Genomic DNA, 15,512 nt, shown 5'->3' with positions numbered 1-15,512 from the left:
GCAAAAGTATTTAAAACGACATTTCATGTCGTATGGCTTACGCCAGTCGCTTATATCCTCGGGCTAAACCCCGAGGTTTTACGCTCCAATGGATAAATTACGTATTCAGCTATAGAGCAGAATATTACTTATATATAAGCTTTTAGTTGTTCAAAAAAGTGGGAACACCTCTATAAAAATTCTATTTTTTACAAAAAACTCTTGACCTTACAAAAAAATTTTTTAGTAAAAATGCAAAAATTTGACCTTATGATCTTAGAAAAATAGTTTATATTTTTCATCATATTATCAATAAAAACACAGATGTATATTAAATTTTATAGCATTTTTTTGTTAAATTTCATGTAATCAATCGTACTGTGTAGTTCATTTAAAACATTTACTCTTATTTTAATTATGGTATTTTTGTTACATGAAGCTATAGCCAATCATAGCTTCGTCAATACTTAGAATCTTGAAGTTCAAGGAAAGATTTAAAATGAAATTAAAACATCTTAGCACTGCCATGATCTTAGCGACGCTACCTGCAACTGGAGCTTTTGCAGCTGCACTAGATCGCTCAGGTCAATCAATGTCTGCTTTTTTACAACCAGGTAACTACTTCGAAGCTGGTCTTTCGGTTCTAGATGCAGATGTTTCAGGAACAACTAAAGCCAATTACCCGAATGCTGCGCTACCATTACTCTCCAATACTAGTGTTGGTGAAATGGCTGATTCTTATCAGTTTGCTCATGCAGCACTAAAATTACAACTTGCTGACCAACTTTCATTTGGTTTGATTTATGATCAACCATTTGGAGCAAAAGCAACCTATTCAACTGATACAGCAAAATTACCTGCTGCGCTTCCTGGTGCCGCTGCTGCACTTCAAGGACAAGGTGCATTTCATAATGGCACTCAAGGAACTTCTGTAGAAGTTGAAACTCAGAACCTTTCTATGATTCTTGGTTTTCAACCAAATAAAAATTTAAACTTTTATGCTGGTCCAGTCTACCAAACTGTAAAAGGTAATATTCAACTCCGTGGTACTGCTTACGGTGGTTCTGCAACTTTCGGTGGATATAACGCAGATATCAAAGAAACTGGAGATATCGGTTGGTTAGCTGGTGCTGCATATCAAATTCCAGAAATTGCATTAAAAGCATCTGTAACCTATCGTTCTGAAATTAAACACTCAACTGATGCAAAAGAAAGTTTTAGCTCTCTTGGATTATTTGCTGGCTTAAATGCAATTCCAGCCAAAGAAACAGATATTACAACACCTCAATCTGTTAACCTTGATTTACAAACAGGGATCATGGCGGATACTGTTGCATTCGCAAACGTACGCTGGGTGAACTGGAAAGACTTCGCTGTACGCCCTTATAAATTCGGTGTGGCATCAACACAAGCAGCTGTTGTGGCATCAACTGGGAAAAAAGATGGTTTTGATCTCGTAGCTTATACTGATGATCAATGGTCAGTAACTACTGGTGTTGGACGTAAGCTTAATGAACATTGGGCTGGTAACGTCTCTGTAGGTTGGGATTCTGGTGCAGGCAACCCTGTAACTACACTTGGCCCAACAGAAGGTTATTGGAATGTGGGTCTAGGTCTGCAATATAGCCCTGCTGCGAATTACTTTATCGCTGGTGGCGTAAAATACTTCTGGTTAGGTGATGCCAAAGCTCAAGCTGCTTCTCAATTTGACACTCCAAACTATGTTGCTGAATTTGAAGACAACAACGCTATCGCTTATGGTTTAAAATTGGGCTACCGCTTCTAAGCCAACCCCAATCTATAAAAAAGGCGAGTCATTCATGACTCGCCTTTTTTAGTGCTCAAAAATTTAAAATTATTAGACCTCTTGTAAAAATATTTACAACCCCTTTGTTTTCCCCCTTCTCAAGGGGGAACTATAGGGGGTTTTGCAAGAGATCTATTCAGGAATATTACGTTGCGATACCGAACGAATCGCTTGTTTCAACGCTTCATAGCCATGTAACGGTGGAAACTGTGGAAATTCAGCAATCACATTTGCAGGCGCATCAAACAGGAAACCGTGATCAGCCTCGCCCAGCATGGTTGTGTCGTTATAGGAATCCCCTGCGGCAATTACCCGAAAGTTTAAACCATGTAATGCTTTTACAGCTTGACGCTTTTGATCTGGTTGACGCAGTTTATAGGCAGTAATCATGCCATTTTCATCGGTCTCAAGTTTATGACAGAAAATTGTTGGCCAGCCTAACTGCTTCATCAATGGATGGGCAAACTCATAGAATGTATCAGATAAAATAATCAGTTGAAAATGAGTACGCACCCATTCCACAAATTCTCTCGCACCTTCAAAAGGCCCCATGTCTGCAATAACGTCCTGAATGTCATTTAAACCCAAACCATGTTGTTTAAGGATGTTTAAACGCTGGGTCATTAATACATCATAATCTGGAATATCACGAGTTGTTGCCTCGAGTTCTTTAATGCCAGTTTTCTTTGCAAAATTAATCCAGATTTCTTGAACCAAAACCCCTTCAAGATCTAGGCAGACGATTTCCATGAATGCTTCCAATGTTGGTTAAAAATTGCTGTATCATACCATTAACATTTTCAATTTTGCGCTGTTGTTGAATAAAACGGTTTTATTCTGCAAGATTAAAACCACAAGCAGGCCAACAGCTTTGCTTATAATGATTTACAATTGTGCCCAAGCCTATCGCCAGGAACATTCATGACTGTTATTCCTACTATTGACCTTGTAGATGCGCTCGCTGCTGAATACGCAGACAAATCGCCACGAGAAATTTTAGAACTCGCACTTAGCCAGCAAGGTGAGATTGCAATTTCATTTTCGGGTGCGGAAGATGTTGTGCTGATTGATATTGCCTCACGCCTTGGCAAACCCTTTCGTGTATTTAGTCTGGATACAGGTCGTTTGCATGCGGAAACCTATCAATTTATTGAAACGGTCCGTAAGCACTATAATATCACTATTGAAATCTGCTTCCCTGAATCCGCAGCAGTACAACAACTGGTTAATGAAAAAGGGTTGTTTAGCTTTTTTGAAGATGGGCATCAGGAATGTTGTGGTGTTCGAAAAGTGCAACCTTTGCGTAAGAAACTTGCCACTTTAGATGGCTGGATTACAGGGCAACGTAAGGACCAGAGTCCAACCCGCAGTGATGTTCCTGTGGTTCAAGCCGATGTCGGCTTCTCTGGCGAGGGCAAACAACTGATTAAATACAACCCGCTTGCCAACTGGAGCAGCGCGGATGTATGGAGTTACATTCGCATGATGGAGATTCCATACAACCCACTGCATGAGCGTGGTTTTATCTCGATTGGTTGTGAACCATGTACTCGCCCTGTACTTCCGAATCAGCATGAACGTGAAGGTCGCTGGTGGTGGGAAGAAGCCACACACAAAGAATGTGGTTTGCATGCAGGCAATCTTAAATAATAGTGCCTAGCAGATTTGGTATATAAAAACCACTGATTCGTCAGTGGTTTTATTTTTTCTGACTCCTCTGTACAAAGTCATATTTTAACCAGACTAAACCGTATATACTTCATACAACGGTTCAATAATTCTAATAAGAATTATAGGGTGTGTTGGATGCGATCTTGCGAGCTATGTTCCATTGCGATATAGCACATTGTTTAGACTATGCACGGCATGATTGAAGTGTCATCAAACCCTACAAGTATCTTATAAAAAATGCAAGGAGAGGCTATATACATGCGCCCATTACACCCAATCGATTTCATTTTTCTTTCTTTAGAGAAAAGACAGCAACCTATGCATGTAGGTGGCTTGTTTTTATTTGAGATTCCAGAAAATGCATCGCCTACTTTCGTTCATGACCTGGTTCAAGATATCCGACAATCAAAAAGTATTCCTGTTCCACCATTCAACAACCAGCTCAATGGGCTATTTTGGGGAGAGGATGAAGAGTTCGATATTGACCACCATTTCCGCCATATTGCCTTACCAAACCCAGGCCGTATCCGTGAATTGCTGGTCTATATCTCGCAGCAACATAGCTCACTGCTTGATCGTGCAAAACCACTTTGGACCTGCGATGTGATTGAAGGAATCGAAGGGAATCGTTTTGCGATGTATTTCAAAATTCATCATGCGATGGTAGATGGCGTTGCAGGTATGCGTCTGATTGAAAAATCGCTTTCAAAAGATCCGAATGAAAAGCATGTCGTGCCATTATGGTGTGTCGAAGGAAAGCGTACTAAACGCTTGAAAGCACCTAAAACCCCTGCTGTCAGTAAAATCAGGGGAGTTCTGGATACGATTAAATCCCAGTGTGAAATTGCACCTAAAGTGATGCAGGAACTTTCACAAACACTGTTTAAGGAAATTGGGAAAAACCCTGACCATGTGTCAACATTTCAGGCACCACCGTCAATTTTAAACCAACGTGTAAGCTCTTCCCGCCGTTTTGCTGCCCAGTCTTTTGAGCTGGAACGTTTCCGTCGTATTGCCAAAACACTGGGCGTTACCCTTAATGATGTGGTATTGGCGGTATGTTCTGGTGCATTACGTGAATATTTGATCAATCAAAATAGTTTGCCGAAAAAACCGTTAATTGCGATGGTGCCTGCTTCATTGCGTACAGATGATTCTGATTTCAGCAACCGTATCACCATGATTCTGGCAAATTTAGCCACCCATATTGCGGACCCAATTGAACGTTTAGAAATTATTCGCCGTAGCATGCAGAACTCAAAACAGCGGTTTAGCCGCATGAGTGCAAACGAAATCCTAATCTATAGTGCATTAGTCTATGGGCCAGCAGGTTTAAACATTGCTTCAGGCATGCTTCCAAAACATCAGGCATTTAATCTTGTGATCTCGAATGTACCAGGCCCACGTGAACCTTTATACTGGAATGGTGCGAAACTTGATGCGCTCTACCCTGCATCTATCGTCATGGATGGTCAAGCACTCAACATCACCATGACCAGTTATCTGGACAAGTTGGAAGTCGGTTTAATTGCGTGTCGTAATACTGTACCAAAAATGCAGACACTTCTTACGCATTTAGAGGATGAAATTCAGCGTTTTGAAAAGGCGATTCGGGACTTGCCAGAACAGAAAGTTGCGAATTAAGTTCGCAGAAAAAATTAAGGGGCTTTACATAGCCCCTTATTTTTTAATTGCACGGCAACGTTGTAAAAGCTGATGACAAGCGGAACGAATCATGGCCGTGGTAATCTGAACCTCTTTACCTTGGCTATCAACCATATAGCACGTATTTACGGGATTACTGTCCAAAACATGCTTAAAACCGTGATTCACTAATCTTTCACTGACATTCATAGTTATATACCTCTTATATTTTGCTAAGACACCCAATAGTGCCTATGGCTCATTTTATTGTTCTAGTATTTAAAATTTGTGATCGAAAGTAAAATTTCAGTTGTAACAAGGATTAAGCGAAATATTGTTACAACTTTAGCTTAAAATGATATCGTATTGCTCTTGCGTATACAGATTTTCGACCTGAAATTTAATCACGCGATTAATGAAATGTTCCAGATCCGCCACGGCTGGGGCTTCTGCTGTGAGTAGCCGATCAATGACCGCTGGATGTGCAACGACAGTAAAGCCACCCTTGGAATCAAATGCACGGGCATAGCGCAGGATTTCTCGAAATATTTCGTAACATACTGTCTCCGCCGTCTTCACATAACCACGCCCCTGACAGGTTGGGCATGATTCACACAGTAAATGCTCCAGAGACTCGCGAGTACGTTTGCGGGTCATTTCAACCAGACCAAGTTCCGAAACCTGGGTAATCTTGGTCTTAGCATGATCCCGTTCCAGCATCTTTTCAAACTGCCGCATCACCTCGTCACGGTGTTCGGCTTCCTGCATGTCAATGAAGTCAATAATAATAATCCCGCCAAGATTACGCAGACGCAGTTGTCTTGCAATCACCTGTGTGGCTTCCATATTGGTCTTAAACACAGTGTCTTCTAAACTACGACCACCCACATAAGAGCCTGTATTGACATCAATCGTGGTCATGGCTTCGGTCTGGTCAATCATCAGGTAACCACCAGACTTGAGCGCCACCCGAGTCTGCAAGGCTTTCTGTAGATCATCCTCAACGTTATATAAGTCAAACAGTGGTTTTTCACCAGGATAATGAATCAAACGATCATGCATGCTCGGCATAAATTCATCAATAAATTCTTGCAGCTTGCCGTAGATTTCCCGTGAATCGACATAAATTTTGGCAGTTTGTTCACTGGCCAGATCACGCACCACTCGGCGCGGCAAAGGCAATTCCTCAAAGATCAGGGATGGAACAACGGTACTTTGCTGGGTACGTTGAATATATTCCCAAAGCTTGGCGAGATAGCACATGTCCTGCACAATCGCCGCTTCATCCACTCCCTCTGCGGCAGTACGCACAATTACGCTGCCTGGTAACTGGTGTTCAACCTGAATACGCTCAATCATGCTGCGTAAACGGTCACGCTCCTCTTCGGACTCAATGCGCTGGGAAACCCCAATATGCTTGCCAAAAGGCATCATCACCAGATAACGGGATGGGATAGAAAGGTCAGTGCTAAGTCGGGCGCCTTTAGTGCCAAGCATGTCTTTCATGACTTGAACCGTCAGGATTTGCCCAGGATGTAGCAACTCAAAAACGTTGGGAGTTGGCTGTGAACGGGGCCACACCATATCATTGATATGTAAAAAAGCGGTTCTGGACAAACCAATATCAACAAAGGCGGCCTGCATTCCTGGCAGCACCCGCACCACCTTGCCCTTGTAGATATTACCCACTAAACCACGCTTTACCGTACGCTCAACGAATAATTCATTAACCGTTCCATTTTCAATCAAGGCCACACGACATTCCATCGGTGTGACGTTAATCAGCAATTCTTCTGCCATAACCAACTCAAAATTTTATAAAAATTCTTATATCCGAAAGTATCAGCCTGGTAATTTTATACGGAGGCCTTAACGCTTTCTAATAACTGTACTGTCTCATATAAGGGTAAGCCTACAACATTACTGTAACTTCCACGAATCTGTGGAATATATTGCGCCGCAATTCCCTGTATCGCATAGGCACCTGCCTTACCAATAGGTTCGCCAGTAGCCCAGTATTTTTCCATTTCCACATGACTTAAACGTTGGAACTCAACCTGGGTACGCACTACTGTACTCAAGATTTTCGAGCTGCTTGCCACACAGATTCCAGAGTAGACATCATGCCACTGTCCAGAAAGTGCTGACCAGATTTCAAAGGCATGCTGCTTTGACTCTGGCTTTCCAATAATCTTTCCAGCACAACTTAAACTGGTATCCGCTGCAATCACAATCGCTTCTGGGTACTGGTTTAAAACAACCTGAGCCTTGTCCCTTGCCAAGCGTTCAACATACTGTTCAACAGTTTCACCGTCCTGCACAGCCTCATCAACATCTGGACTATAACTATCAAAGTCCAGACTGAGTTGCCTTAACAGCTCCTGCCGACGGGGTGAGCTTGATGCGAGAATTATATGCGCCATTTATGTAAACAATAATAAACCAGAGGCCACGTCACGATACTGGTCAGCACGGGCTGCCAATGACGCGCAATCGAGAAATGTGTCCCTGCAATGGTCTGGCTAATCCACAGAAAAATGATATGCGTCACAATCGCAATCATCGCAATCACCCATGAATTTCCAAAAGTGAGGATACGGCGTTCACGAATAAAATAGCGTGTCGCAAAGGCAATAAATACAAAACTCAGTGCATTTAAACCGAAAGGTGCATCCAACAGCAAATCAACGAACAGTCCCATGCCGAATGCAAACCAGACTCCACACCAGACAGGCTGGTAAAGAATCCAGAACAACATGATCATCAGCATCACGGATGGCCGCCAGCCTGAGGCTTCATAGGCGATTGGGTAGACCATCAGGATTGATCCGATCACAATCGAAATGATGATCATCCAAAGTGGGTCTTTGCGTTTTTCATAATTCAGCTTAGCGATCGGCATAAGGTTGCTCCTGCGCTAAGGATTCAGAGAACAGCACCACCACATGATGGCCACTGGCAAGTTGGGCCGCTGGTCTCACATCAATTTCGGCAAACTCACCCGAAGTATGACGGCTCACCTTAGACACCGTTCCCACTAAATAACCTGCTGGAAAATTTTCACCCAAGCCTGAACTGAACACCTTGTCCCCCACCTGAATATTGGCACTGGTAGGTACATACTCCATTTTGAGCTGTCCCAAATCCCCTGTACCCGAGACGATTGCACGCATCCCCGTACGTTCCAAACGTACAGAGAGAGAGTGTTCTTTATCAGACAGCAACATCACCCGCGAACTGTGCGGATAGACACTAATCAACTGCCCCATAATGCCTTTATCATCCAGAACGGTCTGGCCCACCTTTAAATGGTCCAGTGAACCACGGTTGATAATGATGATATGACGTAAAGGGTCAGCATCTGTCCCAATCACTTCCGCAATCTGCATACGGCCATCAATAATCAATGGCGTATCCAAAAGCCCCCTTAAACGGTTATTTTCCGCAGAGAGTTCTGAAAGTTTTTGGAGTCGAACCTGTGCCTGTAAGAGTTCAGCCTGCATCGCAGTGTTTTCACGGCGCAGTTGGGTTTCAGATTTGGTTTGTTGGTTCAGCCATTCTCGCGACAGTACAGGATAGCTTGCCAGCGCATAAATCGGATTATACGCGGCGTACAGAACATCCCTTGCAGGCTGGATGACATAGGGCATGCGCCAGTCAAAGAAAAGCACCACCAGACATGTAATGACCGCAATGATAAAGGAGCGAAAAGATGGCGGTTGTCTTGAAAAAAGATTCGGTTGCACCGCCTGATCCTTATGGTTTAACCAACGAAAAGCATATCATGGTTTGGATTGTCAAAAAACTCTAAGACTTTACCGCCACCACGGGTGACGCAGGTTAAAGGATCATCAGCAACAATCACAGGTAAACCTGTTTCTTGGGCAAGGAGTTTGTCCAGGTTACGCAGCAATGCACCACCGCCTGTTAAAACAATGCCACGTTCAGCAATATCAGAAGAAAGTTCAGGTGGAGTTTGTTCTAAAGCAGATTTTACAGCGCTGACAATACTTTGTAGTGGATCAGAAATCGCCTGAGTAATTTCATCAGAAGTTACGGTAATCGCACGAGGAACACCCTCAGCTAAATTACGTCCACGCACTTCTATTTGTAGCGTTTTGCCATCAGCAATCGCCATACCCACTTCTTTCTTGATCGTTTCAGCCGTTGTTTCGCCAATCAGGCAACCGTGTGCCTTACGAACATAGTTGATAATCTGTTCATCAAAGACATCACCACCGATACGGAGTGAATCTGCGTAGACACAACCCTGTAATGAAATGATTGCGATCTCGGTCGTACCACCGCCCACATCCACCACCATCGAACCACATGCCTGTTCAACTGGCATACCCGCACCAATTGCGGCAGCCATCGGCTCTTCGATCAAGCGCACATCACGCGCGCCCGCATTAAACACAGCCTCACGAATGGCACGGCGTTCAACCAATGTTGATTTACATGGCACACACACCACCACACGCGGTGCTGGTGGAAACAGACGCTTTTCGTGCACCTTGCCAATAAACTGGTTCAGCATGGTCTCAGTGACTTCAAAATCAGCAATCACACCGTCTTTCATTGGACGAATTGCTGAAATATTCGCTGGTGTACGGCCTAACATTTGTTTAGCATCAATCCCTACAGCCGCCACAATCTTTTGTGAGCCGCTGTGACGAATGGCCACAACTGTTGGTTCATTTAATATAATGCCACGGCCTGGTGCATAAATAAGGGTATTTGCAGTACCTAGATCAATGGCTAAATCCGGCGAAAACAAGCCAATTAGTCGTTTTAGAATCACGGGGGCGTTCTCAATTAAACTTTGTGTGAATACAAGGTGGCAACTTTAACGAAATGTGATGCTTTGAACAAGTCAATCGCTTATTATAACGCACGATATTTTGCAATTTTTTGATACTGAATTAGGTAAAGTTATGTCTACATCATCAGATGCTCAGCAGACGACGGACTTAAATGCACAAACCGTTTCAGGGATTGCGCATCTTGCCCGTTTATCCCTAGATGAAACGCAATCTGCTGAATATGCTCAAAGTTTAAATAAAATTCTTGGCATGATGGAAAGCTTGAAAAACATTAATACCGATGATGTTGAGCCTTTAAAAAGCCCATTTGACCATCCACAGCCTTTACGCGCCGATGTGGTGAGTGAAAGCAATCACCGTGATGAATATCAGGCGGTCGCCCCTGCAACAGAAGCAGGTCTGTACCTTGTACCTCGCGTAATTGAATAAGATTTATTCGATTAGTCAATATTTTATATTTAGAATGTAAAGAAATTTTTCATATGACAGATTTACATCGCTTATCAATCCGTGAACTTTCCGAGGGCTTAAAACAGGCCCAGTTTTCATCACGTGAATTGACCGAACATTATTTAAAACGTATTGCCCATATTGACCCAAAAGTAAAAAGTTATGTGACGGTCACAGCAGAACAGGCACTTGCTGAAGCTGATGCGGCTGATGCGGTACTAAAGTCAGGTAACGCACATGCGCTAGCGGGTATTCCACTTGCCCACAAAGATATTTTTTGTACCCAGGGTATTAAAACCACTGCGGGTTCAAAAATGCTGGATAACTTCATTTCACCTTATGATGCAACTGTGGTTGCCAAAGCCAAAGCTGTAGGTCTTGTGACTTTAGGCAAGGTGAACATGGATGAATTCGCAATGGGTTCAACCTCTGAAAACTCTTACTTCGGTGCAACCTCCAACCCCTGGGCGCTTGATCGTGTTCCAGGAGGGTCGTCTGGTGGTTCTGCTGCGGCTGTGGCTGCGGATTTAGCACCGATTGCCACAGGAACGGATACTGGTGGCTCGATTCGCCAACCTGCTTCATTCTGTGGCTTAACGGGCTTAAAACCGACCTATGGTCGTGTCTCTCGCTTTGGTATGATTGCCTATGCATCATCACTGGATCAGGGCGGTCCAATGGCACGATCAGCAGCAGACTGTGCTTATTTGATGAATGTGATTGCAGGTCATGACAGCAAAGATTCTACTTCAGTAAATAAAGATGTGGACGATTACGTTGCCAAACTAAACGGTACGGCAGTCAAAGGCTTACGCATTGGTATTCCAAAACAGTACTTCAATGTGGCTGGTTTAGATGCAGACGTGAAAGCGCGCGTTGAAGAATCATTGAAAAAGCTTGAGGAAATGGGCGCGACTTTGGTTGAGATTGACCTCAACATGACTGAAGCCTACGTTCCGACTTACTATTTGATCGCCCCTGCGGAAGCATCTTCCAACCTATCACGTTACGATGGTGTTCGTTATGGCTATCGCTGTGACAATCCAAAAGACATTTTAGACCTGTATAAACGCTCACGCTCTGAGGGTTTTGGTGCGGAAGTGCAACGCCGTATCCTGATTGGGACTTATGCTCTGTCTGCAGGTTATTACGATGCGTACTATGTCAAAGCACAAAAAGTACGTCGTTTAATCCAACAAGACTTCCTCAAAGCATTTGAAAATGTCGACGTGATTGCTGCGCCATCTGCACCAACCACTGCATACAAAATCGGCGCAAACCTCAGCCCGACTGAAATGTATTTAGGCGATATTTATACCCTTGCGGTGAACCTGGCAGGTCTACCCGCCATCAACGCACCCGTAGGTTTTGATAAAGACAGCTTGCCTGTGGGCTTACAGTTGATTGGTAACTACTGGTCAGAATCACAATTGCTTTCGATTGTGCATCAATATCAACAAAACACAGACTGGCATACCAAACGTGCGGCAATTGCTGAGGAGAATGCATAATGACTGAAGCTCAAAAGTTAAAGCTTATTGATGGTTGGGAAGTCGTTATCGGGATCGAGATCCACACTCAGCTTGCCACCAAGTCTAAAATCTTCTCAGGTTCATCCACTGAATTTGGTCAAGACCCAAATACCCAAGCCAGCCTTGTTGATTTGGCCATGCCAGGCGTATTGCCAGTATTGAATGCTGAAGTAGTTGATCTTGCGATTCGCTTTGGTTTGGGGATTGATGCCTATATCGACCAAGCCTCTGTGTTTGCCCGTAAAAACTATTTCTATCCAGATTCGCCAAAAGGCTACCAGATCAGCCAGATGGACAATCCGATTGTGGGCTTGGGTCATATCGACATTCAGCTTGAAGATGGCACTGTGAAGCGTATTGGCGTAACCCGTGCCCATCTTGAAGAAGATGCAGGTAAATCCATCCATGACCAGTTCGAGGGCATGTCGGGCATTGACCTAAACCGTGCAGGTACACCATTGCTTGAAATCGTGTCTGAACCTGATATGCGTTCAGTTGAAGAAGCTGTGGCTTATATCAAGGCGATTCATACATTGGTGCGTTGGTTAGGTATTTCTGACGGTAACATGGCTGAAGGTTCTTTCCGTGCCGACTGTAACGTGTCTTTGCGTCGTCCAGGTCAACCTTTTGGCACACGCTGTGAGTTGAAAAACCTCAACTCTTTCCGTTTCATTGAGCAAGCGATCAATGTTGAAATTGAACGCCAAATGGAAATTCTGGAATACGGTGGTGAGATTGATCAGGAAACCCGTTTGTTCGATCCGAACAAGATGGAAACCCGTTCAATGCGCTCGAAAGAAGAAGCCAACGACTATCGCTACTTCCCTGATCCAGACTTGTTACCAGTGATCATTTCAAATGAACAAATCGAAGCTGCTCGTGCGGCGCTTCCAGAATTGCCTGCTGCACGCCGTGCCCGTTTTATGGCTGATTTTGGCGTAACGGAATATGATGCACACGTATTGACGCTGTCCCGTGAAATGGCGGACTTTTATGAAGCGGTTGTAGCTGCTGCTGGTGGTACCGCTCAAGGCAAGATTGCAGCAAACTGGGTGATGGGTGAATTCTCAGGTGCTTTAAACAAGGCAGGCCTGGAATTGGCAGACTCCCCTGTTTCTGCTGAGCAGTTGGGTGGCATGATCGCGCGTATTGTGGATAACACCATTAACGGTAAGATTGCGAAGCAAGTGTTTGGCTTTATGTGGGAAGCAGAAGGAAAATCTGCGGATGACATTATTGCCGAGAAAGGCTTGAAGCAAGAAACCGATACAGGCGCGATTGAAGCGATTATCAAAGACGTGCTTACAGCTAATGAAAAAATGGTTGAAGAGTACAAGTCTGGTAAAGAAAAAGCCTTTAACGGTCTTGTTGGTCAAGTGATGAAAGCTGCGAAAGGTAAAGCTAACCCAGCTCAAGTTAATGAATTAATGAAGAAATTGATTGGTTAAGTTATTAGCCAATTTATTGATTTCATGTTATAAAACCTCGTATTGATACGGGGTTTTATTTTGAGAAAATAATGGCTTTAAAAACAATATTCAATGTAAGTGAAGAAAAAACAGCTAAACTTGCTGTATTGATTGATGCAGATAATGCCTCAGCAAAAGATATTAAAAATATTCTAGATGAATTGACAAAATATGGTGAAGCCACTGTAAAAAGGATTTATGGAAATTTTGTTAATCAAAATGGGAACTGGAAACAAGCTATTAATGATTTAGCGATCAAGCCAATGCAACAATTTGCCTATACCACAGGAAAAAATGCCACTGATGGTTTTATGATTATTGATGCAATGGATTTACTCTATACCAATCGTTTTGATGGCTTTGCACTCGTTTCCAGTGATAGCGATTTTACTGCTTTAGCCATTCGCATTAAAGAGCAAGGCGCCACAGTTTATGGTTTTGGAAAAATGCAAACTCCCGAAGCTTTTAGGAATGCTTGCTCACACTTCACTTATGTAGAAAATTTAAGAGATGATGAGGAGATTGCCGTAATCTCCCAGCAGAATAAACCACAAACGAATATTAAAATCACAGACAAAGAAATTGAAAAAGTAGAAAAGACTCCTGTTATAACATCTAGCCCTCATCCTGAATTACCATTGTCCACAATCAAACAAATTTTTGATAATCAAGACACTGAATGGATTACTGTTGCATCTTTAGGTTCTCAATGGAAATTATTACAAAATGATTTTGATACAAGAACATACGGATTTAAACGCCTGAATGATCTAGTTAAGGGTTTCCCTGAAATATTTGATTACGATGAGCGTATGCTGGAAAATGGGCATAAACATTTATATATAAAATTAAAATCTTAAAATTATAAGGGTTTAAACTTTATAATCTACGCCCTTAATCTATAAAAGTATAGTCAAACTACTTTATTATCCATACAGGATTCGAAAAAAACTCGAAATAATTCATCGACTGAGTTGTATTAGTTTTATAATGATTTGACTATAACCACACTTTCAATCAAATCCAGTTCCCATACCCCACCTGCAGCAAGCCCTTTACACATGCCTGTCCACATATCTTTAGTATGTACGAATTTCTGCCCATCCCAAACCCACTCATCACTTGACCAGCAGTCTCCAATTCCGCGTCCTTTTTGTGCGCTACTGATTATCCCATCCCCAGAATCTGAGGCATGTTCAGTCACAAAGATTGCTTTTCCTGCTAAAGATTCATCCAGCACCCAGGCTCCATACCCCTCATTATATGCTCCACGCCAACATAGGGTCGTTGCCAATACTTTTTTATTGCTTAATTTGTAAAGTTCAATCGACTGAGGTTTTACGCCATCACTGCTATAAACTCCCTCACAAAAACCATCTTGTTTGGGTGTAGGTTGTGCTGCCATCAATGATTTATACACGGACTGATACTGCTTGCTGTTGGGCTGCAAAGTTAGATAAGGTTTGCTGGCTGTTTTAACCTGTTTCACCACCAAATTCGGTTGAGCCGCTAAAACTTTTGCTTCGTTTATTTTTCCTTTCCTGACCAATGCCCCTATTGTTCCAACACGTTTCTGAAAATCATCCATTTTCAATAATGTTGCAGTCATACCCGCATCCGAAATATTCCATTGCAGTCGGTTATTTTTAAATACAATGTCTGCTTTTCCACTGGCCTGTTGCAACAATCCATTCACCTGTGCTGCGGTCAATCTACCCATAAGTGGAAATTCAGTGCCATCCACCAAAACAGCCCCTAAATCCTTGCCATTGACATAAAAATGAATATTTTTAAGCTGATTTTTAGGAATTTGAGGTTCGGTAAACCCATCACCCAAAGCAAACTCGCCTGTGACTTGCTGAGCTTTGCCCGCCTGACGTGTCAATAAGATTGATGCTGGATAATCATCACTAGATTCATTGTGATAGCCCGCAGCTCGACAGGTTCCTGTATTGCTACAGTAAATTTCCCAATCTTGATGTGAAAATGAAATACCTTTGATTTCTTGTGCGAAGCTAGTAGAACTTAGTGCCATAAAGCAGCAAACTGAAAGTATATTCTTCACTGGTATCATTCTGTATTACTCATATTTATTATCAAACTTGAAAACAGTTTAAAGGACTGATCTACACTT

Annotated in this window: 15 protein-coding genes; 7 read left to right on the top strand and 8 right to left on the bottom strand. The window is 42.8% G+C overall.

What is annotated here, in order from left to right; genetic code table 11:
* The first annotated feature begins 478 nt into the window (after window positions 1–478).
* The gene (locus F967_RS04005) at window positions 479–1,765 is read left to right on the top strand and encodes an OmpP1/FadL family transporter (RefSeq protein ID WP_004798343.1); all 1,287 of its coding nucleotides are present in this window, start codon (window positions 479–481) and stop codon (window positions 1,763–1,765) included.
* A gap of 153 nt (window positions 1,766–1,918) precedes the next feature.
* Here the strand turns inward: F967_RS04005 and thrH are convergent, their stop codons facing one another.
* The gene (gene thrH / locus F967_RS04000) at window positions 1,919–2,536 is read right to left on the bottom strand and encodes a bifunctional phosphoserine phosphatase/homoserine phosphotransferase ThrH (RefSeq protein WP_004798341.1); all 618 of its coding nucleotides are present in this window, start codon (window positions 2,534–2,536) and stop codon (window positions 1,919–1,921) included.
* A 171-nt stretch (window positions 2,537–2,707) separates the two neighbouring features.
* On the opposite strand from thrH, the gene F967_RS03995 reads away from it, so the two are divergent.
* Together F967_RS03995 and F967_RS03990 are read left to right on the top strand one after the other, a co-directional pair.
* Window positions 2,708–3,436 carry a phosphoadenylyl-sulfate reductase gene (locus F967_RS03995; RefSeq protein WP_004681607.1) on the top strand — a complete coding sequence of 243 codons (729 nt, stop codon included), beginning with the start codon at window positions 2,708–2,710 and terminating at the stop codon, window positions 3,434–3,436.
* 279 nt (window positions 3,437–3,715) lie between these two features.
* On the top strand, window positions 3,716–5,101 hold the full coding sequence (locus tag F967_RS03990) for a WS/DGAT/MGAT family O-acyltransferase (RefSeq protein WP_004798340.1): 1,386 nt from the start codon (window positions 3,716–3,718) through the stop codon (window positions 5,099–5,101).
* Between the two features lie 36 nt (window positions 5,102–5,137).
* Here the strand turns inward: F967_RS03990 and F967_RS14055 are convergent, their stop codons facing one another.
* The 6 genes from F967_RS14055 to F967_RS03965 all read right to left on the bottom strand — a co-directional run bounded on the left by F967_RS14055 (window position 5,138) and on the right by F967_RS03965 (window position 9,905).
* Window positions 5,138–5,311: a PA1571 family protein gene (locus F967_RS14055; protein WP_004681609.1), complete on the bottom strand. Its 174-nt coding sequence runs from the start codon at window positions 5,309–5,311 to the stop codon at window positions 5,138–5,140.
* 135 nt (window positions 5,312–5,446) lie between these two features.
* The gene (gene rng, locus F967_RS03985; protein WP_004681611.1) at window positions 5,447–6,901 is read right to left on the bottom strand and encodes a ribonuclease G; all 1,455 of its coding nucleotides are present in this window, start codon (window positions 6,899–6,901) and stop codon (window positions 5,447–5,449) included.
* A gap of 56 nt (window positions 6,902–6,957) precedes the next feature.
* Window positions 6,958–7,524, bottom strand: a complete 567-nt coding sequence (locus tag F967_RS03980) for a Maf-like protein (protein WP_004798339.1) — start codon at window positions 7,522–7,524, stop codon at window positions 6,958–6,960.
* The gene (mreD, locus tag F967_RS03975) at window positions 7,512–8,003 is read right to left on the bottom strand and encodes a rod shape-determining protein MreD (protein ID WP_004760895.1); all 492 of its coding nucleotides are present in this window, start codon (window positions 8,001–8,003) and stop codon (window positions 7,512–7,514) included. Before mreD ends, F967_RS03980 begins: the two co-directional genes overlap by 13 nt.
* The gene (mreC, locus tag F967_RS03970) at window positions 7,990–8,847 is read right to left on the bottom strand and encodes a rod shape-determining protein MreC (RefSeq protein WP_004681616.1); all 858 of its coding nucleotides are present in this window, start codon (window positions 8,845–8,847) and stop codon (window positions 7,990–7,992) included. Before mreC ends, mreD begins: the two co-directional genes overlap by 14 nt.
* A 17-nt stretch (window positions 8,848–8,864) precedes the next feature.
* A complete protein-coding gene (locus F967_RS03965) occupies window positions 8,865–9,905 on the bottom strand; it encodes a rod shape-determining protein (protein WP_004678210.1) in 1,041 nt (346 codons plus the stop codon).
* Between the two features lie 133 nt (window positions 9,906–10,038).
* Between F967_RS03965 and gatC the strand changes: the two genes are divergently transcribed.
* The 4 genes from gatC (at window position 10,039) to F967_RS03945 (ending at window position 14,238) form a co-directional block, all read left to right on the top strand.
* Window positions 10,039–10,356, top strand: coding sequence for an Asp-tRNA(Asn)/Glu-tRNA(Gln) amidotransferase subunit GatC (gene gatC, locus F967_RS03960; RefSeq protein ID WP_004678212.1), 318 nt, complete (start codon window positions 10,039–10,041; stop codon window positions 10,354–10,356).
* 53 nt (window positions 10,357–10,409) lie between these two features.
* Entirely contained in the window at window positions 10,410–11,888 is a 1,479-nt protein-coding gene (gatA, locus tag F967_RS03955; protein ID WP_004798338.1) for an Asp-tRNA(Asn)/Glu-tRNA(Gln) amidotransferase subunit GatA, read from the top strand.
* Window positions 11,888–13,357: an Asp-tRNA(Asn)/Glu-tRNA(Gln) amidotransferase subunit GatB gene (gene gatB, locus F967_RS03950; RefSeq protein WP_004798337.1), complete on the top strand. Its 1,470-nt coding sequence runs from the start codon at window positions 11,888–11,890 to the stop codon at window positions 13,355–13,357. The genes gatA and gatB overlap by 1 nt, the downstream gene beginning before the upstream one ends.
* Window positions 13,358–13,428: 71 nt before the next feature.
* Window positions 13,429–14,238, top strand: a complete 810-nt coding sequence (locus F967_RS03945) for an NYN domain-containing protein (protein ID WP_004798336.1) — start codon at window positions 13,429–13,431, stop codon at window positions 14,236–14,238.
* 125 nt (window positions 14,239–14,363) lie between these two features.
* Here the strand turns inward: F967_RS03945 and F967_RS03940 are convergent, their stop codons facing one another.
* A complete protein-coding gene (locus F967_RS03940; RefSeq protein WP_004798335.1) occupies window positions 14,364–15,452 on the bottom strand; it encodes a DUF1176 domain-containing protein in 1,089 nt (362 codons plus the stop codon).
* Between the last annotated feature and the right edge of the window lie 60 nt (window positions 15,453–15,512).

Source organism: Acinetobacter sp. CIP 102637 (assembly GCF_000368425.1).
GTDB lineage: Bacteria > Pseudomonadota > Gammaproteobacteria > Pseudomonadales > Moraxellaceae > Acinetobacter > Acinetobacter parvus.
Note: the sequence above shows the minus strand (reverse complement) of the source record. Positions and strands in the feature narration are given on the sequence as shown.

Excerpts from the sequence above, each read along its gene's own strand:
- thrH (WP_004798341.1), bottom strand. The coding sequence starts at position 2,536 with ATGGAAATCGTCTGCCTAGATCTTGAAGGGGTTTTGGTTCAAGAAATC.
- F967_RS14055 (WP_004681609.1), bottom strand. The coding sequence starts at position 5,311 with ATGAATGTCAGTGAAAGATTAGTGAATCACGGTTTTAAGCATGTTTTG.
- F967_RS03940 (WP_004798335.1), bottom strand. The coding sequence starts at position 15,452 with ATGATACCAGTGAAGAATATACTTTCAGTTTGCTGCTTTATGGCACTA.
- rng (WP_004681611.1), bottom strand. The coding sequence starts at position 6,901 with ATGGCAGAAGAATTGCTGATTAACGTCACACCGATGGAATGTCGTGTG.
- gatC (WP_004678212.1), top strand. The coding sequence starts at position 10,039 with ATGTCTACATCATCAGATGCTCAGCAGACGACGGACTTAAATGCACAA.
- F967_RS03945 (WP_004798336.1), top strand. The coding sequence starts at position 13,429 with ATGGCTTTAAAAACAATATTCAATGTAAGTGAAGAAAAAACAGCTAAA.
- F967_RS04005 (WP_004798343.1), top strand. The coding sequence starts at position 479 with ATGAAATTAAAACATCTTAGCACTGCCATGATCTTAGCGACGCTACCT.
- gatB (WP_004798337.1), top strand. The coding sequence starts at position 11,888 with ATGACTGAAGCTCAAAAGTTAAAGCTTATTGATGGTTGGGAAGTCGTT.
- F967_RS03990 (WP_004798340.1), top strand. The coding sequence starts at position 3,716 with ATGCGCCCATTACACCCAATCGATTTCATTTTTCTTTCTTTAGAGAAA.
- F967_RS03995 (WP_004681607.1), top strand. The coding sequence starts at position 2,708 with ATGACTGTTATTCCTACTATTGACCTTGTAGATGCGCTCGCTGCTGAA.
- F967_RS03980 (WP_004798339.1), bottom strand. The coding sequence starts at position 7,524 with ATGGCGCATATAATTCTCGCATCAAGCTCACCCCGTCGGCAGGAGCTG.
- gatA (WP_004798338.1), top strand. The coding sequence starts at position 10,410 with ATGACAGATTTACATCGCTTATCAATCCGTGAACTTTCCGAGGGCTTA.
- mreD (WP_004760895.1), bottom strand. The coding sequence starts at position 8,003 with ATGCCGATCGCTAAGCTGAATTATGAAAAACGCAAAGACCCACTTTGG.